This window comes from Niabella soli DSM 19437 (assembly GCF_000243115.2).
Taxonomy (GTDB): domain Bacteria; phylum Bacteroidota; class Bacteroidia; order Chitinophagales; family Chitinophagaceae; genus Niabella; species Niabella soli.
Window position 1 is genome coordinate 4542983 of sequence record NZ_CP007035.1, and the last position, 21323, is coordinate 4564305.

Genomic DNA, 21323 nt, shown 5'->3' on the forward strand with positions numbered 1-21323 from the left:
AATTTCGCAAACAGATCTTACAAATATATATTCCGGCTCCTTAAACAAACAGTATATTTGTAGTTACTGTTGCGCACAGGCGCAGATAAAATGGATTAATGCAATGAAAATCAAATCGTTCCTGGCCAAGCCCTTTGCATCGATGGTGTCCAAAAATATAAAAAAAGGGATGTTGACGGCTGTGGAAGACCAGGAAGCTATTTTAAAGTCGCTGATCAAAACGGCAAAGACCACCCAGTTTGGCAAAGAGCACAAGTTTACCGAAATAAATGATTATAAAGATTTTGCACAGGCCGTACCCGTGCGGAGTTATGAAGGATTGAGGCAGTATATAGAAGAAATAAAGGCCGGCCGGCATAATGTTTTGTGGCGCGGACAGCCCATTTATTTTGCAAAAACATCGGGCACGGTAAGCGGTACCAAGTATATTCCCATAACAAAAGATTCTATCAGTAATCATATCAATGGGGCCCGCAACGCCTTATTATGTTATATGGCAGAAACGGGAAATTCCGTATTTGCAGACGGGAAACTGATCTTTTTAAGCGGTTCACCCGTGCTGGAGCGAGTGGGCGGCATCCCCACCGGACGCCTTAGCGGTATTGTGAATCACCATATTCCCCGCTACCTGCGCCGGAACCAGTTACCTGAATATGAGACCAACTGTATTGAAGATTGGGAAACCAAGCTGAATAAAATAGTAGATGAAACCATTAATCAGCGCATGACCCTCATCAGCGGCATACCCCCATGGATGCAGATGTATTTTGATGAATTGATCAAACGGTCCGGGAAACCGGTAGGGGAGCTCTTCCCTGATTTTTCGGTGATGGTATATGGCGGCGTTAATTTTGAACCGTATAAGCCCAAATTATTCGAAAGTATCGGCAGGAAAGTAGATGGCATCGAAACCTTTCCCGCCTCTGAAGGTTTTTTTGCGTTCCAGGATACGCAAACAGAACCAGGTTTATTGCTGAATACCGACAGCGGTATTTTCTTCGAATTCATCCCGCAAGAGGAGATCGGCAAGGAACAGCCTAAAAGATTGTCATTGGGAGAAGTGGAAACCGGCGTTAACTATGCGCTCATCATCAACAGCAATGCGGGCCTTTGGGGGTATGATATAGGGGATATGGTCAAGTTTGTTTCTACCAACCCCTACCGGCTGGTGGTTACAGGAAGGACCAAGCATTTTATATCCGCCTTTGGCGAACATGTAATAGGGGAAGAGGTAGAATACAGCCTGCTGAAGGCAGCTACGGCGGCAAATATTCATATTACGGAATTTACGGTTGCGCCTTTTATCAGTACCGATAAAGGAAAATCGTATCATGAATGGTTTATCGAGTTTGAGAACGAACCCGAAAACCTGCAGCGCTTTTCCGAACAGATCGACCAGTTTCTGCGTGAAAAAAATTCTTATTATGATGATCTTATTGCGGGAAACATTTTACAAAAATTGATTATAACCCCCGTAAAGAAAAACGGGTTTATTGATTATATGCGCTCTATTGGCAAGCTGGGCGGACAAAATAAAGTGCCCCGGCTGAGCAACGACCGCAAAATAGCAGACGGATTAACCCAATGGGCAAAAAATTAGGTTTTTTATTCTTAAAACGGCGCTTAACTTAGCCGCTTTGTAAAAAACAGTAATGGAAGAACAACGGATAAAGAAAAGAATAGCCATTTTTGGCTCAACAGGTTCTATTGGCCGGCAGGCTTTGGAGGTCATTCAAAGTCACCCGGATCTTTTTACGGCGGAAGTGCTCACCGCTTTTTCAAATGATGCACTGTTGATTGAACAGGCGCTTGCCGTTAATCCGAATATTGTTGTAATTGGCGATCCGGCTAAATATGGTGCAGTGAAAGATGCCCTGGCCGAAACCGATATTAAAGTTTTTGCAGGCGATGAAGCGCTGGAAGAAGTGGCTGCCATGGACGTGTACGACCTGATGTTGGCCGCCATCGTTGGTTTTGCGGGATTTAAACCTACCATCAAGGCCATTGAAAATGGTAAAGCCATCGGCCTGGCCAATAAGGAAACATTAGTGGTAGCCGGGGATATCGTTATGAATATGGCCGTGGAAAACCGCGTGCCCATTATACCGGTGGATTCGGAACATTCCGCTATTTTTCAATGCCTCATCGGGGAAGTGCGCAATAAGATTGAAAAAGTATACCTCACCGCTTCCGGCGGACCGTTTATAGGACGTAAACCCAATTACCTGGTGAATGTGAAACGGGAGCACGCGTTGCAGCACCCCAATTGGGAGATGGGGGCCAAGATCTCTATCGATTCGGCAACTTTGATGAACAAAGGGCTGGAGATGATCGAGGCGAAATGGTTGTTTAACCTGGAACCGGATCAGATCGATGTGCTGATCCATCCCCAAAGCGCCATCCACAGCATGGTGCAGTTTGAGGACGGAAGTGTTAAGGCGCAGATCGGGCTGCCGGACATGCGGCTGCCGATCCAGTATGCCATGGGTTTTCCCTACCGTATAAAAAACGACCATCCGCGGTTCGATTTTAAGCGCATGAACAACCTCAGTTTTGAAGAGCCCGATACAAAAACCTTCCGGAACCTCGCCCTGGCTATTGAAGCGTTAGAGAAGGGAGGCAACCTGCCTTGTGTGATGAATGCCGCTAACGAAATAGCCGTATATGCATTTCTCAGAAACCGGATCGGTTTCCTGGAAATGACCGATGTTATTGAAAAAGTAATGAGCCAGGTGGCCTTCATTCAGAAACCTTCCCTTGCCGATTATTTCGACAGCGATGCCGAAGCCAGGACCCTGGCAGCAGACATTATCAAATTATAACGGGGCGCTATTGACTATTCACCATTGCCTATTCACTGTTATCTTTGCGAACATTAAAAATTCTTATATTAAAAATACATGGTCTTATTAGCATTTAACTGGTCAGCGTTTGGAGCCAATGTGGGTCAGTTTATTTTGTCATTTTCCATCCTGATTGCTTTACACGAATTTGGACATTTTATCACGGCCAAGTGGTTCGGATGCCGGGTTGAAAAATTTTATCTGTTCTTTAATCCCTGGTTCTCTCTTTGGAAAAAGAAGATCGGGGAAACAGAATATGGGGTTGGCTGGGTACCACTGGGCGGCTATGTGAAGATCAGTGGTATGATCGACGAAAGCATGGACAAGGAAGCCATGAAACAACCGGCCCAGCCCTGGGAGTTCCGCTCCAAACCCGCCTGGCAGCGGCTGATCATTATGCTGGCAGGTGTCATTATCAATTTCGTGCTGGCATTGATCATTTTTTCCATGATCCTTTTTAAATGGGGCGAAGAGAAATTGCCGGTTGCCAATATGAAATATGGTATTACCGCCGATTCGATGGCCCTGAAAGTGGGGCTAAAAGACGGGGATCTGATCACGAAAGTGAACGATAAAGAGCTGAAATATTTTGACGATCTGCCCAAAGCATTGCTGCTGAATGAAAAGAATACGCTTACGGTAAACAGGAACGGGAAGGATACGCTTATTAGCTTTCCTCCGGGATTTTTGAGCGAGCTCACAAAGAATCAATTGAAGAATTTTGTTTCGGTACGGTTCCCGAATGTGGTGGACAGTGTAGATGCGTCCAAGGCTAAATTTACGTCGGGCAAATTAATAAACGGCGATAAGATCGTGGGTATTGATGGTAAGCCCGTGGAGTATTTTAGCGATTTTGCAAAAGAACTGCGGAACTACAAAGGCAAAACGGTAACCCTCGCGGTGATCCGGAATAATACCGATTCAATCAAGGTAGGTGCCGCTATTGATGATGCGGGCAAGCTGGGCTATTATCCAAAACCCGGGATCGACTTTATTTCATTTGAGACAAGGAAATACGGCTTCCTGGAATCGATCCCCGCAGGGATACGTTACGGGGTCAATCGTCTGGTAGAGTATGTTGAGAACCTTAAATTATTATTTACTTCCAAAGAACACAAAGTAAGTGATAACTTGGGCAGCGTCATCAGCATTGGCAAAACCTTTGGCGGTACCTGGGATTGGGAGCGCTTCTGGACGATGACGGGCCTGTTTTCCATTATCCTTGCCTTTATGAACGTGTTGCCCATACCCGCATTGGATGGGGGCCACGCGTTGTTTACCCTTTATGAAATGATCACCGGCCGCAAACCCGGCGATAAGTTTATGGAATACGCCCAAATGGTTGGGATGATATTACTGTTAGGGTTGATGGCCTATGCCCTCGGGCTGGATATATTCCGGTTGTTTAGGTAGCAGCACCGATTTTGGCCGGTAAGGCGTGGAAGCGGTAAGGCTGAGGCAATTAAAAGCCCTGGTCTTCCCGCTTTTCCGTCTTCCCGGCTGAATAATTGCTCGGCGGCTTTCAGTTAGGTTCGTCCAAAAACTGACAATATGACCAACCCTCATGCTGTGGTATTGCATTTGATACCCATCACAAAAATAAATTATGATTCAAGAAAAAGGTTCCATCTCCATACATACGGAGAATATATTCCCTATAATTAAAAAATTCCTCTATTCCGACCACGAAATCTTTCTTCGTGAGCTGGTTTCCAACGCAGTAGATGCTATTCAAAAAGCAAAACGCCTGGCTTCCCTGGGGCAATTCAACGGCGAAATAGGAGCGCCGCTGGTGCAGGTAAAAGTGGATAAAGAAGCCAAAACCATCACCGTTTCTGACAACGGTATAGGGATGACGGCTGACGAAATAAAAAAATACATCAACCAGATCGCTTTCTCCGGTGCTGAAGAATTTATGGAGAAATTTAAAGAAGCCAAAGACGCTTCTGAGATCATCGGTCGTTTTGGATTGGGCTTTTACTCGGCTTTTATGGTGGCCGATAGGGTCGAAATTCAGACCCTGAGTTACCAGCCCGGCGCCGAGCCTGCCCAATGGACCTGCGACGGAAGCACCGAATTCGAGATCAGTGCGGGCAGCCGTACTACCCGCGGCACGGACGTGATCCTTTATGTGAATGAGGAGAACAAAGAATTCCTGGAAGAGGGTCGTATCGAAAGCATCCTGAAAAAATATGCAAAATTTCTTCCGGTGCCGGTTCAGTTCGGAACAAAAACCGAAAGCGAACCGGATGGGGAAGATGCCGAAGGGAAACCGAAATACAAAGAAGTGGAGGTGCCTAATATCATTAATACCGGCGTGCCTATCTGGACCATCGCGCCCAGCGAACTGAAAAAGGAAGACTACCTTAATTTTTACCGCGAACTGTATCCCTTTAGCGAAGACCCGTTGTTCTGGATCCATCTGAATGTAGACTATCCTTTTCATTTAACAGGGGTATTGTATTTCCCGAAAATCAAGAATGATATTGAGCTGCAGCGCAACAAGATCCAGCTATACAGCCGTCAGGTGTTTATTACCGATGAGGTGAAGGATATTGTTCCCGAATTTTTGATGCTGTTGCACGGGGTCATCGATTCACCGGATATTCCGCTGAACGTATCGCGTTCCTTCCTGCAGTCAGACAGTAATGTAAAAAAGATCAATACTTATATTACCCGTAAGGTAGCCGATAAATTGGCAGAATTATTTAAAAGCGATCGTAAAAGTTATGAAGAAAAATGGGGCGATATCGGCATATTTGTGAAATATGGCTCCATCAGCGATCCGAAGTTCTGGGAACGGGCCAAAGATTTTGTGCTCCTTGAAAATACCAAAAAAGAGTATTTTACTTTAAGTGAATACAGCGAAAAAGTAGCGCCCACACAAACCGATAAAGATGGAAACGTAGTGTACTTGTACACCCCGAATCCCGAGCGCCAGGATGGATATATCCAGGCGGCCAATAAAAAAGGATACGATGTATTGTTGATGAACAGCCCGCTGGATAATCATTTCATCAGTCACCTGGAACGCGATCTGGAAAAAACGCAGATCAAGCGCGTGGATGCCGATGTGTTGGAAAAGCTGATTGATAAAGGGGAGGAAGTGGCCAGCAATTTATCGGAAGAGCAGACAAAAGAAATAAAGGATATTTACGAAAAAGCGATCACCCAACCCGGCATGGAGGTGTCTGTAGAGAATCTTTCGCCGGAGGCGATGCCGGTAACGGTAACTATGGATGAGTTTATGCGCCGGATGAAAGATATGGCGGCGCTGGGCGGCGGTATGAGCTTTTATGGCTCGATGCCCGACCGGTATAAAGTAGCGGTAAATGCGAATCATCCATTGGCAACAAAGATCCTTTCGGAAACGAATGACGATACCCGTAAGGCGTTGGCGCAACAGGCATTTGATCTGGCGCTTTTGGCACAGGGAATGCTGACGGGTGCGGCATTGACTTCTTTTGTGGAAAGAAGCATGAAGATGATATAAAAACAAATTAATAGCCGGGAAGTCGGAAATGCGGGAAGTTGATTTACCGCGGCACCGTCTTCCCAGCTATTTGCTATTTTTTAGTAACCGTATAAGCGCCCACTTCTTTGCCCGAATCATCCAGCATTACTACTTTAATTTCTTTTTTGGTAGCGGTTACCTGGGTCAGCGTCCGGTTGCCGTCCTGCGGGCCTCCGCCGATAATAATAGGGTAATGGTTTGCATTTTTATCCGGCTGGTGGATCTTATACCGGTGCGTATGGCCGCTTAAGACCAGGTCCACTTTTCCCTTGTTCATTAATGGCTCAAACAGTTTCGTGCAATGGGTAGCGCCATGCCACTCGCCCGAATACCGGGGCGGTATATGCATTAAAACAATCCGGAACGGAGCCGCTTTGAATTCCCTGCTGTTGATCTCCTGTTCCAGCCACCGGGCTTGTTCCTCACGATAAGCATCAAAATCTACTATCCCTGCATAAACGGGATGGGTATCTTCCTTGTCTTCACCGGTATCCAGGATCACAAAACGCACCGGCCCCTGGGTAAAGGCCGTGTAGCCCACATGCTGAAAATAATCCGCCATTTGCCGGCAAAATTTCCCCCGGGTTTCATGGTTGCCGCGCACATAAACAAAGGGTATATTTTTGGCAAAGCTATCCACACAGGGCTGCAGCATATGGTCGATAATTTGCTGCTCATCTGTATGGTAGTTAAAAACATCGCCGTTAAAGAATACAAAATCCCGTTCCTTCCCTTTATCCAGGTTCATCAGGAGCGGTATGGACTGGGGCCGGTCGTGTATATCATTGATCATTACGAACGACACTTCTTTTTTTGAGGGATCTGTATTTACAAACTGTTCCACCGTACCGCTCAGTTCGGGACCATAAGTTAATTTGTAGGGCTGAAAATCACTGATCTCTTTTGACTGGATTTTATAGTAATAAGTAGCACCGGGCTTTAAGCCGCTGAGTGTAACGCAATTGATACGTCCGGCGGGCTTTAACCCTAATTCGCTTTTTCCAAAGGCTTTTAAATCCAAGTTGTCTTTATCAGTTCCATAAGTTACCCAACTGGCGGCATTCTTATTGGTGAGCCACAAAATAGCAATCGTGTTGCCAAAGGTAGTTTGCAGGTAAGGACCGGCAATAATTTTAAAGGGTTCCTCTGCAACTGTCTTTGGCGCTGCTGCAATAGCTCCGGGATGCATCAGCGTTAAGCCGCCAATGGTCAATCCATTTTTTAAAAAGGAGCGTCTGTTGTTTTTAGAAATATTTTGTTTCATAATAAGTTTTTAAATAAACCACATAATTACATAGCTTTTGTATAGCTCAGGGGGAAAGCAACACAAATATTTTTATTAAAATAGGTACACATAAGTGGTTTGTGAAGACACAAACCATTGCCCTGCCCCGGTCAGTGTCTTCACTGACCGAGAAGAGAGCCGGTTCATTATTAGTGTATACTTAATTCATCCACCAGCTTGCCAGCCGGGTCAAAAATACGGAACCGGGCTTCTTTATCCGATATGCTCGCTTTAATAATATCATTGTTGGAATTAACAATGATGGGGAATTTTGCGAAAGATTTATCGATCCGGTGCCGGTGCTCATGTGCGCTCAGCATGACCTGGATACCCGCTTCATTCAATAGCGGCATAAATTTCTTCGTGATCTCCTGATTGCCATGCCATCCGTTTGCGGGAGGAATATGACAGATAGCGATCTTGTATTTCGCTTTTTTAAAAGCCTCCGTCTTTACAATTTCGCTCAACCACTTTGCCTGCTGCGTTCTGTAATAGTCCATATCGGTAATACCGCTGTATTCAATATCAGTGTCGGGTTTGTCTTCCCCGCCATCCAACACAATAAAGCAGGCATCTCCTTTGGTGAACATATAGTACAGGTGCCCGTTGGGGCTGGGAAAATAATTGGGGAACTGCGCGGCAAAGGGACCCCGCGTTTCATGATTTCCCCGGGCATAATACATGGGTGTTTCACTGGCAAATAAAAGGGTAGCGGTGTCCATAAAACCACGAAACAGTTGTTCCTCGCTCATAGAGCTATTGATCATATCACCATTAAAAACAATAAAGTCTGTTTTTGAAAAATTCACCTGTTTCAGCAATTGTGTCAGCAGATTATTCCGTTCATGAATATCATTCACCACCGCAAATTCAAAAGGCCCCGGCCTTCCGTTCGTAACAAATGTCAACGGCTTCTTTTGATACACACTGGTAGCGGCTACTTCGCCATATTGCACGATCACCCATTCATGCTTCAACACTTCCTGACTATACACACGATAACGATACTTTGTGTTAGGCATTAGTCCTTTCAGCTCCACACTATGAACGGTACCAGTGTTCTTTAATCCATTGGATGCGCTGAAAAATTTTGGCCGCTCTTTCTGGTAAAAATTACTGCCGTCATCCGGCGCCAGCTCCACCCAGGCGGTTGCCTTTTTGTTGGTTGTCCATACGATAGACACACTGGAATCGGTCATTGCCTGCAGGTAAGGGCCATGCGATATCCTGATTTTTTCCTGCGCATTGCTTTGCAGGCTACTTGTAAAAACCAAACAGAGCAGCCACCCAACCGGCAAAAAGTACTTTCCTGATTTTTTAATTTTCATATGTATCTGTTGTTACCGTTCCCGTTAAATCATTTACCTGCCAGCTCCAGGGTCACCAGTACCGGCTTATGATCCGATGCATCTTCATTATCGATCACCTCTACTTGTTTCACTTTCCAGGTAGTTCCTTGGTTCAGGAAAACATAATCCAGCCGAACCCTGGGTTTGGTATATGGGAAAGTGAGTTGCGGATTACCAAACCGTACCGCTGCATCATCCATTCGTTCGGTGATCGCACCGTAGGCCTTTGTGTCCGGTGTAATATTAAAATCGCCGGCTATGGCTACGGGCATATTTGTCTCCAATAATATGTCAGTAATGGCTTTTGCCTGCACCAGCCGGTTTGCCTCAAATTCATGACAGAGATGCGTTCCGGCGAATACCATTTTTTTCCCATTGGCAAACCGGTGCTCTATGGTGATGAGCGCCCTGCCTTCTCCACCCGCAGGCGTAGGTAAGTGGTGCACAACCGGCCGGGCTGCGTCCCTCGACAATAAGCCTTCACCATACCCGCCATCACTGTAGTCCATGGCCTTGCCAAAATAGCCGTGCATGCCCGTTAATTTTGCCAGTTCTGCAACCAGGTCCTTTTTCACGCCGTTATTAAAGGTTGCGGTCCTTTTGGTCATGCTGTCCACCTCCTGCATGGCCACAAAGTCTGGCTTATAGCGATTGATCACCGCCGCAATTTTTTTCAGGTTACTTTTCCCGTTGGCATAATTTTCCTCTCCATGATAAATATTATACGTAAGGATCTTTATGGTTTGGGCATTGGCCCAATTATTTGCTACACAAGCCATCAGCAGCAGGGCGGCGATTATACTGTTCTTTTTCATTGCGATTGGGTTTCGTTCATTTAATAGTAGTGCTTATTAACGCAACTGTTACACAGCACTAATAAAAACAAGGGAAATACTGGTGCAAAACACACCGGTATTTCCCTCTGTTTCCTGATTATTTCCAATTGGGGTTTTGTACCAGGCTGGGGTTTAACTGCATTTCCTGAACCGGGATGGGATTCAGGTAATCCCGCGTTTCATCAAACACTTTGGCGATCTGCGGGTTTACTACAATCAAGCCTCCGGTATTATTTTCAAGGATCACTTCGCTACCCAGTTTCAGGTATTGCGGTCCTGTTGTGGTAGGTTTTGTTCCCGTATAAATATATACATCAACTTTCCCGTCGCCATCCAGGTCGTAAGGGCCTACGCCGGGGAAATACATCCCCTTAAACTGCTCGGCAAAAAGGTGGCCTTCTTTCCATCTTAGCAAATCGCGGCGACGGAAGCTTTCCATTACCAGCTCAATCCGTCTTTCCCGGCGGATCTCCAATATAACCCCTTTATTGGTTCCCGAAACATTGGTGTACTGGCCTGCCAGGTAACTATCCGGGTTGGCATTAGCTGCTGCCATATCCATATCGGGCATAGCTACCCGGTCTCTCAGGAGTTTGATAGATTTATTAATATCTGCCTGGGTCAGCGTTCCTAACTCGGCTTTAGCCTCTGCAAAATTTAAAAGCACTTCCGCATAGCGCACAAGCGGCATATCGTTGGTGGAGCGGTTATAAAAATCCTCGGCTTCAGAAGTTACAAATTTCACCAACTGGTACCCCGTAACCGTACCTGTAAAATCAGGCGCCAGTTTTTTGGTATTCCCAATGCGCGTGTAGCCGGGTGTTCTGATGGTTTGAGAAAGACGCGGATCACGGTTCTGCGTTTCATCAAAAAATTGAAGCGTGCTATAACCCGGCTTGTCGGTAAAACGGGTGCCGTCTTTCATCAGGTAACTGTTCACCAGTTTTTTTTCGAGGCCCGGCCGGCCATAAGAAGCGGTTAATGTGTAATAATTAACGTTGTGCCATATCTGCAGGTCATTACTATACCTGCGGGTAAGAATGACTTCCACATCCTTGGCGTCTTTTGAAGAAAACAGTTCAAGATAGGCTTTATCCGGAGTACTTGTGTACAACTTATATGGGCCTTTGTCAATCAGCTCTTCCGCGGCCTTGGCTGCTTCTGCCAGGAACTTGTCTGCATTCGGCAGGTTAAACTCCGGGTGGTATTTCCGGAAAGTGCCTTCAAACAAACAGATCCTCGATTTATATGCCAGCGCCGTCCACTTGGTAACTTTTTCAACAGATTTTGTGGTGTTCATCCAACTGATGGCGCTATCCAGGTCAGCCAGTACACTGTCCATCACCAATGTCCGCTTATCACGGGGCCGGTTCAATAAAGAGGAATCCTTAATATCGATCACCGCACTATACCAGGGCACATCACCAAAAGTGGCCACTTTATCATAATAAAACAATGCACGGAACAGGCGTGCCACACCGCCATAATGTTTTGCGGCAGGAACCTGTGCCTTTTTATAGTTCATTAAAAAATAATTGATATTTCTTAAGTCATACCAGCTCCAGCCACCTCCGGAAACCGGAACCACCCGCTTCCCGGTTAAAAAATCACTCAGGCCGTTTTTTATAACATTGTCATCATCTTCATTATATACCCCTTCTGCGTTGGGTATAACCGCACTATTGTTATAGAAAGAATTGGTGTAAAGCTCCAGGTCTTTTTCTCCATTAAAAAAGATATCGGGAGTAATTTCACTTTGGGGCGTTCTGTCCAGGAATCCTTTTTTGCATTGCACCAGGAACCCCGATAAAAAAACAAACAGCACCACTATTTTATATTGCTTCATATTATTTGATATTTTAAAAAGAAAGATCCAAACCAAATGAATAGATTTTGCTGATCGGGTAAATGCGCCCGTTTGCTTCTGCAGCGGCCATTTCCGGATCGATGTATTTTGTTTTTAGTTTGGTTGCCGTAAAGATGTTATCCCCGCTCAGATAGATCCGGCATCTTGAAATTTTGGCTTTGGACAATATGCCCGCCGGCAGTGAATATCCAACGGTCAGGTTCTTCAAACGGATGTATGCCAGGTTCTGAAGGTAGCGATCGTTCGGAGCATTTAAAGATCCCCCGGCATTCAGGGCTTCATAGCCCCGAAGCTTTGGAAAATAAGCATTGGGATTGTCTTCACTCCATACTTTTTCGGGGAAATCAACCGGGACAAAAGAGTAGTAAGGACGGGAATAGGGCCCCCAGAACTTATCCGCATTTGCTCCCGGGTACCAGTCCTGCTTTCCAATACCCTGAAGGAAAACGGATACGTCGAATCCACTCCAATCTGCTCCTAAATTCACTCCAAAAGTATAACGGGGCTGCTTGTTGCCGATTTTTACCAGGTCTCCATGGTCGGCCAGGGTATTCTTCCCGTTATTCACAAATCCGTCTCCGTTTACATCCACAAACTTCATATCGCCGGCCATCAGCTTCGCCCAGTTGCCGGGCGCACCCAGGCGCTGTTTGTTTACAAAATCCTGGTTCACTGTTTTTTGATAATCCGTGGCTTCGGCATCGGTCTTAAAGAACCCGCCAATTTTATAGCCCCAGATCTCCCCCAGTTCCTGTCCAACATAATAGTTGCTTAAAAGGTTTTGCGGGTTATCGAACCGGGTGATCTTTGCCTTATAATCACCCACGCCCACACTTACATTATAGCTAAGGGGTTTTCCGGCCACTAACTTATGATCGCTCCAGGCTACCATTACTTCCCAGCCTCTTGTCTGCATATCGCCGGCATTGGTTTTGGGGGATGCCTCTCCAAAAACGGAAGGCAATGTTTTACCCGCAATCAGCATGCCCAGCGTATTGCGCACATACCAGTCGCAGGTGATGCTAAGACGATTGTTGAGCAACCCCATATCCACCCCAAAGTCAACCGACTTGGAGCGCTCCCAGGTGAGATCCTGCGAAATGGGGACCGGTACCGCCAGCGACTGCGCGCGCGCGCCATTAAAAATATAGCTCAAAGTTGACCGGCGCAATGTTTGAATATAGCCGTAGGTAGCAGCTTCCTGCTGGTTACCCAGCGAACCATAGGATCCCCTCAACTTAAATTCGTTGATACCTCCTTTTAGTGCCTGCCAGAAGGGTTCCTGGCTCACCCGCCAGCCTCCGGATACGGATGGGAAAAAACCATAGCGCTTGCCGTCAGGAAAGCGGGAAGACCCATCATACCGCCCGTTGAACTCGAGTAAGTATTTTCCTCTGTAATCGTAGTTCAGCCTGGAGAAATAACCCTGTAAGGCCCATTCTTCCGCCTGCCCATCAAGCGTAGCCTGGCCCGTAGCCAGCCGGAAAGCATTCAGATCTTCGGAAAGCAAGTCCGTATTGCGTGCGCTGATCTGCTTATACGTGCGTAACTCCCGGTTGTATCCGGCCATTAATTTAAAATCATGATCTCCCAGCTTTTTGGTATAGCTGCCGTAAAGATTGGTAGCCTGATATTGTATCAAATTAACCTCTTCCGCAAGATAATCGTTCCCTACATAGCTGATCACGCCCGGATTGATAGACCAGGGCGCCCTGGTACGGCGCTGCATGGTGGAATACGGATTGAACGTGTAGGAATAGTTACCTGTGATCTCCAATCCTTTAACGGGCTTAAAAGTGGCTCCTACCAGGTTGATCAGCTCTAACCGCTTTTCATCCCCTTTTGATTTGCCGTGCAACAGGTCGGCATAGATACCATCACCGATTGAATAACTATTCAAACCGGAACTATAGGTGGCCGTTCCGTCCGGATTTACGGGAACATAGGAAGGCAACGCATGCACGGTAATAGAAACAAAGTTGGAGTTATAGCCCCAACCCGGGTAGGTATATTTGCTCGTATTAAAATAGGTGTTGGTGAATAGCTCCAGTTTAGAGGTTAAACGCGCGGTTATTTTAGCCCTGAAGTTATAGGAACTATAATTATCCTGGTTGATACGCATCATACCGTCCTTGCCATAAGCCCGGCCGGATACCAGGAAATCGATCTTTTCTGATCCTCCGGTGATCGTTAAGGAATGTTCTCTTGATGGCTGCCAGTCTCTGAACATGGTGTGCCACCAATCCGTATTGCCATAATACATATACTGATCTTTTCCGCTACGGTTGGTGATCACCACACTGGGCAATGATTTATCGGTCTGCCGTTTTTTCAGTTCTTCATAATCCTCTTCCGTATAGCGGGTGTAAGTGTTACCCGTTGCCCGTAAGAAGGCCTCATCATTTAATTTTGCGGAAGTATAACCATCTGTTATAAAATCAGTGCGCGTGGTTAACCCGGCCCAACCAAAGTTATTGCCGTAGTTCACGTTCATTTTCCCGCGTTTGGCTTTCTTGGTGGTTACCAGGATCACACCAAAGGATCCCCGCGCACCATAGATCGCTGCTGATGCGGCGTCTTTCAATACGCTGATATTCTCTACATCTCTCGGATTGATATTATTAAGGTTTCCAGGAACCCCGTCGATCAGCACCAGGGGAGCGCCTCCTCCGTTTATGGACGTGTTTCCCCTGATGTTAAAACTACCTTCAGCGCCTGGTCTGCCGCTGTTAAAATTGATATTCACGTTGGGGATCGCGCCCTGTAATGCCTGCGAAATATTGGCCACCGGCCGGTTGTCCAGCACTTCCGATCCCACCTGGGCTACCGCACCGGTAAGGTTCACTTTTTTCTGCGTTCCATAACCCACTACAATTACTTCATCCAGTTTGTTCTCTTCCTTTTTAAGAACGATGCGCTCATAGTTGTGATTTTTGACCGCAACCTCTAACGGAACGTATCCCACATTGGAAACGATCAACACCGCATTTTCTCCGGATACCTTCAGTGAAAAGTTGCCGTCCTCGCCGGTTGAAGTTCCGTTTACCGTGCCCTTTTCAACAATGCTCACACCGGCGAGCGGGGCGCCGGTTTCGTCTACTATTTTTCCTTTTATATCCATGATGGCGATGGCATCCGGCTGCCCGATGATCACTACCAGACCATCATTTATTTTTTTATAGGAATAGCCCGTTAAGCTCAACAGTTGATGCATTACAGAATCAATCGTTGCATTCTTTGCCATCAGGTCGATTTTCCGGCTACCCAACCCTAATTCATCTGTATAAAAGAAACGATACTCATACCGCGCCTGTATTTTGCTTAAAACAGACGATATGGAAGCGTTTTTAACCTCCATGGTGATCCGGCTCTGACCGGTACTATTTATGGAGAAGGCCTGGAAGGAAGTAATAAGAAGAATAAAAATACTAAGCTTCATCAGCAATAGATATTTGATAATCAAATGCCCTGGCATAAGCGTTCCAGGGCAATCATTTTTTTTCATAATTTTGTTTTTTACGATGAGATAGAAAAATGATTGCAGGTACTGCAATTATGTACTGTCTTATTATGGGGAATGTTCCAGCATTTCCCATTTTTATTATATATGTGCTATTTTATTTATTCATTTCATATGATTTAATTTTTGGTTTAAGCAATTGTTAGTAAATAATTACGATCCCTTTTTCTATTTTATATTTTATTCCGGCAGAGAGTTTTAACGATTGTAATACATCTTCAAGGGCATCATTGTCAAATGTGCCGCTAAATGTTCTTGTATTGTTCTTATTCCTGAGCACAATTTTTACGTTATACCAACGCTCCAGTTCAGGAATAATATTTTCCAGGTATTCTTTTTTAAATACGAGCTTATTATTGACCCATTGGGTTTCCGCAACCGATGAGTCGGCAGCACTGAACGGGGCCGTCAGTAATTCGATCTGGGGCTGATCCGGCAGGCCGGAGTCTTTGCCCTGTTGCGAATACGTATTTTGCACCACCAGTTTTTCATTAGGCTCCAGCATGATCTTTTTATCTTTTGCATGCTTCAGGCATACCTGTACGGAGCCTCTTATTAATGTTGTTTGGGCGCTGGAATCATCAGCATAACAGCGTACATTAAAGGCTGTTCCAAAAACCCTTACATCAATATTTCTTGTGTGCACGATAAACGGGCGGTCCGGATCATGAGTTACATCAAAAAAAGCCTCACCTGATAATTCCACTTCCCTTGTTTTCTTGCCAAATGACTGTTCGTATGTCAACCGGCTGTCGGCGTTGATCCAGACTTTTGTTCCGTCAGGCAGTACAATATTTGTTTTGTTACCTTTTTTGGTGGCCACAATATTCGGAGCAATATTTCGCACGGGCCTGTTTGAGAAATATAAAAGGCTTGCGGCAATCATTAATAACGACGCAGCAACGGCGCTTGCTATCTTCCAGTTAACCGATACGAGCCGGCTCCTTTTTTTGTTTATTTTTTTATGTACCTCCCGGATAAAACTATCTGTTTCAGTATCTGAAACAGATGCGTAGTGGGTAGTGGTGGCTATTAAATCATTAAAAAAAGCAGCATAAGCCTGTGCGGCATCCTGCTGCTGAATGAGCTGATGCAGTTCCAACTGCTCCTGCAGGGTAAGCTCCCCTGCACTTTTTTTCGTTAATAGCTCCCAAATCCGGTTGTTGTCCATTTTAATATCACGATCTGATACTAAAGTGTGTTTTTGGAACAAAGACCCCTAAATGAAAAGTCTCTTTTTTTTAAGATGACCTGGATTTTTTTATAAAGAAGTTGTTTTTATATTCCGGGAAAGCAGCTTCCAGGGTTTTGGCAAGGCTTTTTAATGCAATGGTCATTTGGGCTTCTACTGTTTTTATCGAGAGATCTAAAATACCGGCCACCTCATTGTATTTCAGTCCCTCATCTTTGATCAGCCGGAAGATCAGCCTGCATTTCGGAGGTAATTTATTTACGGCATCAGCAATGAACTTCAGGTTTTCATTGCTCAACATTTTTGAGTCGGAGTGGGTGTACGCCACCGCAAATGATTCTCCAAATTCATTATAACATACCCGCTTCTTTTTTTTCAGGTGCCCGAAACAGGCATATTTAACCGCTATATATAAATAATTAGAGAGACTATTAATGGCGGGCAATGTTTTTTTATTTTCCCATAGTTGTACAAATATATCCTGGATCACTTCTTCTGCCAGCGAACGATCGTTAAGGATAGAGTTTGCAAAGGACAATAACCCCGGGTAATAGTATCTAAGCAGTTCATTAAAAGCATTTTCATCGCTCTGTTCTGCAACCAGCCTCGTCAAATAGGGTAAATCCAATCGTTTCATGAGGCCGCTAAAGTAGAAAATGTATTTTAAATATTTGTAAATGCCTGAAAAAGGCATAAGGCATCCGGCGTAAATAAAATAGAATCCATCCCAGATAAATCCGTTTTAAACCGGTTGAACATTTTTGACAGAAGCATTTCTATAGAAATCTTATATTCGCTTTTGGATGAAACGGTAACGCCAATGAACTAACTTATTTTTACTGTTATTAAATAATGCTCCAAAATATTAAGAACGAACGCTATGAAAGTGCGTAAAAGTATATTTACAAAGCTTGAAAGATACTTGAACCGGATCAATAACCCGAAAACCAAGAGCTCTTGATTCAAATTAGCGAAAAAGTCCGCCAGCTAAGGAACAACATCAGCCTTTCTAAAATCATTTCCCTTGTAAAAAAATCATCGGGGAACAGGCTTTATGTAACCTTTCTTTTTATCCTACTGGAATCGGTGGTGTTTTTTGCTTCGCTCTACCTGCTTAAAAAACTGGTTGATGTTGTTTCCCATGCACAAAAGAGCTCGGCGGCAGCTTACCACCAGATCATTACCTATGTGGTGGCAGCCGGAGCCGTAGGAATCATCTATTTTATCATCCGCTCTTTCAGCGCTTACCTGGTAGAAGCCCAATCTACCCGGGCGGCGGAATATGTAAACGAACAGATCCACTCCAAGGCCGTTCGCATGGAGCTCGCTTTCTATGAAAGCCCTTCTTATTATGATGTGCTGAAAAGAGCCATGGACAGTGGCGGGGAACGCCCCGGCCAGGTGATAACGGCATTGATCGACATTATCAAAAATGCGGCATCCCTGGTAGCCGTGGGGTCTGTCCTCATCATCATTAACTGGATGTTGCTGCCGCTGCTGGCGCTTTTTATTTTGCCCACCTTGCTGGTTCGGCTCTATTATTCAAAAAAATTAAATAACTGGCGCATTGCGCAAACTCCGCTGGAGCGAAAATCAGCCTATTACAGCAGTCTGATCACTACTGATACGGCGGCCAAAGAAATTCGTGCATATAACCTGGGCAACTATCTGAAAGACCAGTTTAGTGTTATCCGCCGGATACTCATGAAGGAAAAACTTTCCATCAACCTCAAAAGAACAAAGCTGGAGGCGGTAACCACCGCTATGTCGAACCTGGGCGTCTTTGCCTGCATCGGCTTTATAGCGTTAAAAACCATAAGCGGCGAGGCCTCGCCTGGCGATATAACCTTATTCCTGGTTGCCTTTCCGCAGTCGTTTAGTATTCTTCAAAATATTTCGGGGGGCATTTCTATCCTGTTTCAAAACAGCATTTATGTAAACAGCGTGTTTGAATTACTGGAGCTGCCTGCGGGAGAAGCGGCGGCCGGCGTGACCAGCCCTTCTGCGCTTCAATCCGTAAAAGAATTACGTTTTCAAAATGTATCTTTTACCTATCCTTACAACACCCGGCCTACTTTAAAGAATATCAATTTGTCCATTCCCGCCGGAAAAATTATTGCCATTGCCGGGCCTAACGGCGCAGGTAAATCTACTTTAATAAAGCTGCTTTGCCGTCTGTATGATCCCACGGAAGGTTCGGTGATGTTGGATGAAACGGATTTTCGAAACTATGACCCGAAGGAATTGCGGGGGATCATGGGCGCTGTTTTTCAGGACTTTAACAAGTACAGTTTTACTGCTGCTGAAAATATTTACCTGGGCAATATTCATATACCGTTTGACGCATTGCGGGCAAAGGAAGCTGCTGAAAAATCCGGAGCGGCGCCATTTATAGACCAGTTGCCCCGGCAATATGATACGGTTATGGGGCGCCTGTTTGAGGACGGACAGGAGGTGAGCATCGGGCAATGGCAAAAGCTGGCGCTGGCGCGCTGTTTTTATTCCGATGCGCAGTTCCTGATCCTTGATGAAGCTACCAGTGCACTGGATACAGCATCCGAAGCAGCGCTCTTTAATACGCTTCGTGAAAAACTGAACAACAGAACGGCAATCATTATCAGTCACCGGCATTCTGCCCTGCAGCATGCGGACTATATCTATTTTCTTTCCAATGGCTCCATTGCAGAAGAGGGGACAGACGCGGCGTTGATACGCAATAACGGGCCTTATGCAAAACTATTTTTAAACAAAAGCAAAAAAGTAACGTGAAGCAGCATTACCACCTGTCCATTGTGTCCTGCTGCATCGATGATTGGGGCGGAAGCGAAGAGCTGTGGGCCCGGAGCATTCCCCTGTTGCAAAAAAGCAATTGCCGGTTCACGCTTTATAAGGAGAGGATCAATTCCGGTCATCCCGAAATCAAAAAGCTGGCAGCGTTGGGCGTGCACTTTACGGAACTCAATCCTCCCCGTTCTATTGTAAGCCGTGCTGCCCGCAAAATACGGGCTTCAACCGCTGCGTTGCGTAGCAGGTCCCCGGGGAATTTGATTACCAGCAGTGTGTTGCCGGTACGTTTTCGTAAACACCTTAAAGCGGAGCGCCCGGACCTCGTAATAGTGGCACAGGGCATCAACTTTGATGGACTGGAATTTGCATTTGAATGTATGCAATTAAGGATCCCTTATGTGATCATTACCCAGAAGGGCGTTGATTTTTACTGGCCTCCCCCTGCATCCCGGAGTGCCATGCGCAGCACGCTGCTGGCTGCAAAGCAATGTTATTTTGTATCCAGACATAATCAGCAACTTACAGAAGAACAGTTTAGCATAAGGCTGTCTAATGCAACGCTTGTATCTAACCCTGTAAAACTGATCAGGGAGCCGCTGCCCTTTCCTCCTGCCGATAAGACGTACCGGCTGGCTTGTGTGGGCCGCCTGTTTATAATTGACAAGGGACAGGATATCCTGTTACGGATACTGAGCAGGGAACCCTGGCGCAGCAGGAACATTGAAGTTTCTTTTATAGGAAGGGGTACAGATGAAGAAGCCATCAGGGAACTGGCTCAATTCCTCGATGTTCCGCATACTGCATTTCATGGGTATAGCGAGGACATCAGTGCCATTTGGCAAACGCATCATGCGCTTTTACTACCTTCGCGTAGTGAGGGTATGGCACTATCTGTATTGGAGGCCATGGCTGCGGGAAGAGTAGCCATTGTTACCAATGCCGGTGGGCACGGTGAAATTATTGACCACGGCACCAATGGATTTATCAGCGATGCCACGGAAACCGCCTTCGAACAGAACATGGAACAGGCCTGGCAACAACGGCACGCCTGGAAAGCTATCGGGGAAAATGCGGCTGCCTATATTCATGATCATATACCTCAATCACCAGAAACTGAATTTTCACTATCAATATTGAAACAACTCCATGACATCTAAACCTCTTGTATCGATTATAATGCCGACCTATAACAGAGCTGATTCTATTGTGCACGCGGTAAACAGTGTGTTAAAACAAACCTACCCGTCTATCGAAGTGTTGGTTGTTGACGACGGTTCCACCGACCATACCCGATCGGTTCTGGAAAATATTGAGGGCATCCGGTATATATTACAGGAACATGGCGGGCAGGCAAAAGCAAGAAATACGGGGCTGCAGCACGCTTCCGGAAAAATTATTGCCTCCCTGGACTCTGATGATATCTGGTATCCTGATTTCCTTGAAACCTGTGTTGCAAAACTGGTTGCAGGGAATTATGATTTTGTTTTTGCGAACTGGGATCAGCAATGGGAGGACGGAACCGTTACGGACTTCCTTTCCCAGGATCTTTACCTGCAGCCTTATTTTCCAAAAAACGGGGAGGATTGGGTCACATTGAATAATGAAGAAATAAGAAAGATCTATCTGCATGGCTGCCCATCGCCTTCTTCGTCACTGATCTTCAAACGCTCTTCAACAAAATCGGGGTGGAACAATGAAATCAGGGTCGGGGATGATTGGTTTATGTACCTGGATATGATCCTTACGGCGCCCCGGACTGCGGCCTTTACGCTAAAACGTTTATGGTCCAAACGGATTGATAAAAAAAATATCTACGACGGGCGCAAAAGAAACGAGGTGCTGGAAAATCTTTACGTTGCTGATTTGCATAAAATGATACAGGCTTTCAAAAGCAGGCTCTCGAAAAATGAAATAAAAGCGCTTGAGAATAAGCATATTTACAGCCTGGTGGAACTGGCAAAGCACCATTTGATCCGGGAATTTAATGTCAGAGAAACAGGGAAACTGTTGGGCCGCTCTTTTAGCATCAATGCCCTGCGCACATTTAAATCAATTCCAGAAGTGATCAGTTTCGGTTTCAACAGAAAGACGGGCCGGCATAAGACCAGCCGTAACCGCCCCCATTAACAT

General features: G+C 45.6%; 14 protein-coding genes. 7 read left to right on the forward strand and 7 right to left on the reverse strand.

Annotation, left to right across the window (positions count from 1 at the left end; translation table 11 throughout):
• Positions 1 to 103 precede the first annotated feature (103 nt).
• From NIASO_RS18910 to htpG, 4 genes are all read left to right on the forward strand, one after another.
• Entirely contained in the window at positions 104 to 1600 is a 1497-nt protein-coding gene (locus NIASO_RS18910; RefSeq protein ID WP_008582623.1) for a GH3 auxin-responsive promoter family protein, read from the forward strand.
• Positions 1601 to 1652: 52 nt separating this feature from the next.
• Entirely contained in the window at positions 1653 to 2822 is a 1170-nt protein-coding gene (locus NIASO_RS18915; protein WP_008582622.1) for a 1-deoxy-D-xylulose-5-phosphate reductoisomerase, read from the forward strand.
• Positions 2823 to 2900: 78 nt separating this feature from the next.
• Positions 2901 to 4256 (forward strand): RIP metalloprotease RseP, encoded by a 1356-nt coding sequence (gene rseP, locus NIASO_RS18920; RefSeq protein WP_008582621.1) that lies wholly within the window; start codon positions 2901 to 2903, stop codon positions 4254 to 4256.
• Positions 4257 to 4449: 193 nt separating this feature from the next.
• A complete protein-coding gene (htpG, locus tag NIASO_RS18925; RefSeq protein ID WP_008582620.1) occupies positions 4450 to 6336 on the forward strand; it encodes a molecular chaperone HtpG in 1887 nt (628 codons plus the stop codon).
• A gap of 73 nt (positions 6337 to 6409) precedes the next feature.
• Here htpG and NIASO_RS18930 read toward each other — a convergent pair whose 3' ends face one another.
• From NIASO_RS18930 to NIASO_RS18960, 7 genes are all read right to left on the reverse strand, one after another.
• Positions 6410 to 7621, reverse strand: coding sequence for an FN3 domain-containing metallophosphoesterase family protein (locus NIASO_RS18930; RefSeq protein WP_008582613.1), 1212 nt, complete (start codon positions 7619 to 7621; stop codon positions 6410 to 6412).
• A 170-nt stretch (positions 7622 to 7791) separates the two neighbouring features.
• The gene (locus tag NIASO_RS18935) at positions 7792 to 8970 is read right to left on the reverse strand and encodes an FN3 domain-containing metallophosphoesterase family protein (RefSeq protein ID WP_008582612.1); all 1179 of its coding nucleotides are present in this window, start codon (positions 8968 to 8970) and stop codon (positions 7792 to 7794) included.
• Between the two features lie 29 nt (positions 8971 to 8999).
• Positions 9000 to 9806 carry an endonuclease/exonuclease/phosphatase family protein gene (locus NIASO_RS18940; RefSeq protein WP_008582611.1) on the reverse strand — a complete coding sequence of 269 codons (807 nt, stop codon included), beginning with the start codon at positions 9804 to 9806 and terminating at the stop codon, positions 9000 to 9002.
• A gap of 118 nt (positions 9807 to 9924) precedes the next feature.
• Positions 9925 to 11673, reverse strand: coding sequence for a RagB/SusD family nutrient uptake outer membrane protein (locus NIASO_RS18945; protein ID WP_008582610.1), 1749 nt, complete (start codon positions 11671 to 11673; stop codon positions 9925 to 9927).
• Positions 11674 to 11686: 13 nt separating this feature from the next.
• Complete coding sequence (locus NIASO_RS18950) at positions 11687 to 15199, reverse strand: TonB-dependent receptor (RefSeq protein WP_008582609.1); 3513 nt, start codon at positions 15197 to 15199, stop codon at positions 11687 to 11689.
• Between the two features lie 157 nt (positions 15200 to 15356).
• Complete coding sequence (locus NIASO_RS18955) at positions 15357 to 16385, reverse strand: FecR family protein (RefSeq protein WP_008582608.1); 1029 nt, start codon at positions 16383 to 16385, stop codon at positions 15357 to 15359.
• Positions 16386 to 16455: 70 nt separating this feature from the next.
• On the reverse strand, positions 16456 to 17043 hold the full coding sequence (locus tag NIASO_RS18960; RefSeq protein WP_025299152.1) for an RNA polymerase sigma-70 factor: 588 nt from the start codon (positions 17041 to 17043) through the stop codon (positions 16456 to 16458).
• 320 nt (positions 17044 to 17363) lie between these two features.
• Here NIASO_RS18960 and NIASO_RS18965 point away from each other — a divergent pair, with 320 nt between their 5' ends.
• The 3 genes from NIASO_RS18965 to NIASO_RS19830 are packed head-to-tail and all read left to right on the forward strand — an operon-like array spanning position 17364 to position 21320.
• A complete protein-coding gene (locus tag NIASO_RS18965; protein ID WP_008582606.1) occupies positions 17364 to 19175 on the forward strand; it encodes an ABC transporter ATP-binding protein in 1812 nt (603 codons plus the stop codon).
• Entirely contained in the window at positions 19172 to 20350 is a 1179-nt protein-coding gene (locus tag NIASO_RS18970) for a glycosyltransferase family 4 protein (RefSeq protein WP_008582605.1), read from the forward strand. The genes NIASO_RS18965 and NIASO_RS18970 overlap by 4 nt, the downstream gene beginning before the upstream one ends.
• Positions 20340 to 21320, forward strand: coding sequence for a glycosyltransferase family 2 protein (locus NIASO_RS19830; protein ID WP_008582604.1), 981 nt, complete (start codon positions 20340 to 20342; stop codon positions 21318 to 21320). The genes NIASO_RS18970 and NIASO_RS19830 overlap by 11 nt, the downstream gene beginning before the upstream one ends.
• The last annotated feature ends 3 nt before the right edge of the window (positions 21321 to 21323 follow it).

What these genes read in the sequence shown, in the direction of transcription:
- NIASO_RS18955 (WP_008582608.1), bottom strand. Translation starts at nt 16,385, where the DNA reads ATGGACAACAACCGGATTTGGGAGCTATTAACGAAAAAAAGTGCAGGG.
- NIASO_RS18915 (WP_008582622.1), top strand. Translation starts at nt 1,653, where the DNA reads ATGGAAGAACAACGGATAAAGAAAAGAATAGCCATTTTTGGCTCAACA.
- NIASO_RS18960 (WP_025299152.1), bottom strand. Translation starts at nt 17,043, where the DNA reads ATGAAACGATTGGATTTACCCTATTTGACGAGGCTGGTTGCAGAACAG.
- NIASO_RS18935 (WP_008582612.1), bottom strand. Translation starts at nt 8,970, where the DNA reads ATGAAAATTAAAAAATCAGGAAAGTACTTTTTGCCGGTTGGGTGGCTG.
- htpG (WP_008582620.1), top strand. Translation starts at nt 4,450, where the DNA reads ATGATTCAAGAAAAAGGTTCCATCTCCATACATACGGAGAATATATTC.
- NIASO_RS18950 (WP_008582609.1), bottom strand. Translation starts at nt 15,199, where the DNA reads ATGAAAAAAAATGATTGCCCTGGAACGCTTATGCCAGGGCATTTGATT.
- NIASO_RS18945 (WP_008582610.1), bottom strand. Translation starts at nt 11,673, where the DNA reads ATGAAGCAATATAAAATAGTGGTGCTGTTTGTTTTTTTATCGGGGTTC.
- rseP (WP_008582621.1), top strand. Translation starts at nt 2,901, where the DNA reads ATGGTCTTATTAGCATTTAACTGGTCAGCGTTTGGAGCCAATGTGGGT.
- NIASO_RS18940 (WP_008582611.1), bottom strand. Translation starts at nt 9,806, where the DNA reads ATGAAAAAGAACAGTATAATCGCCGCCCTGCTGCTGATGGCTTGTGTA.
- NIASO_RS18910 (WP_008582623.1), top strand. Translation starts at nt 104, where the DNA reads ATGAAAATCAAATCGTTCCTGGCCAAGCCCTTTGCATCGATGGTGTCC.
- NIASO_RS18930 (WP_008582613.1), bottom strand. Translation starts at nt 7,621, where the DNA reads ATGAAACAAAATATTTCTAAAAACAACAGACGCTCCTTTTTAAAAAAT.
- NIASO_RS19830 (WP_008582604.1), top strand. Translation starts at nt 20,340, where the DNA reads ATGACATCTAAACCTCTTGTATCGATTATAATGCCGACCTATAACAGA.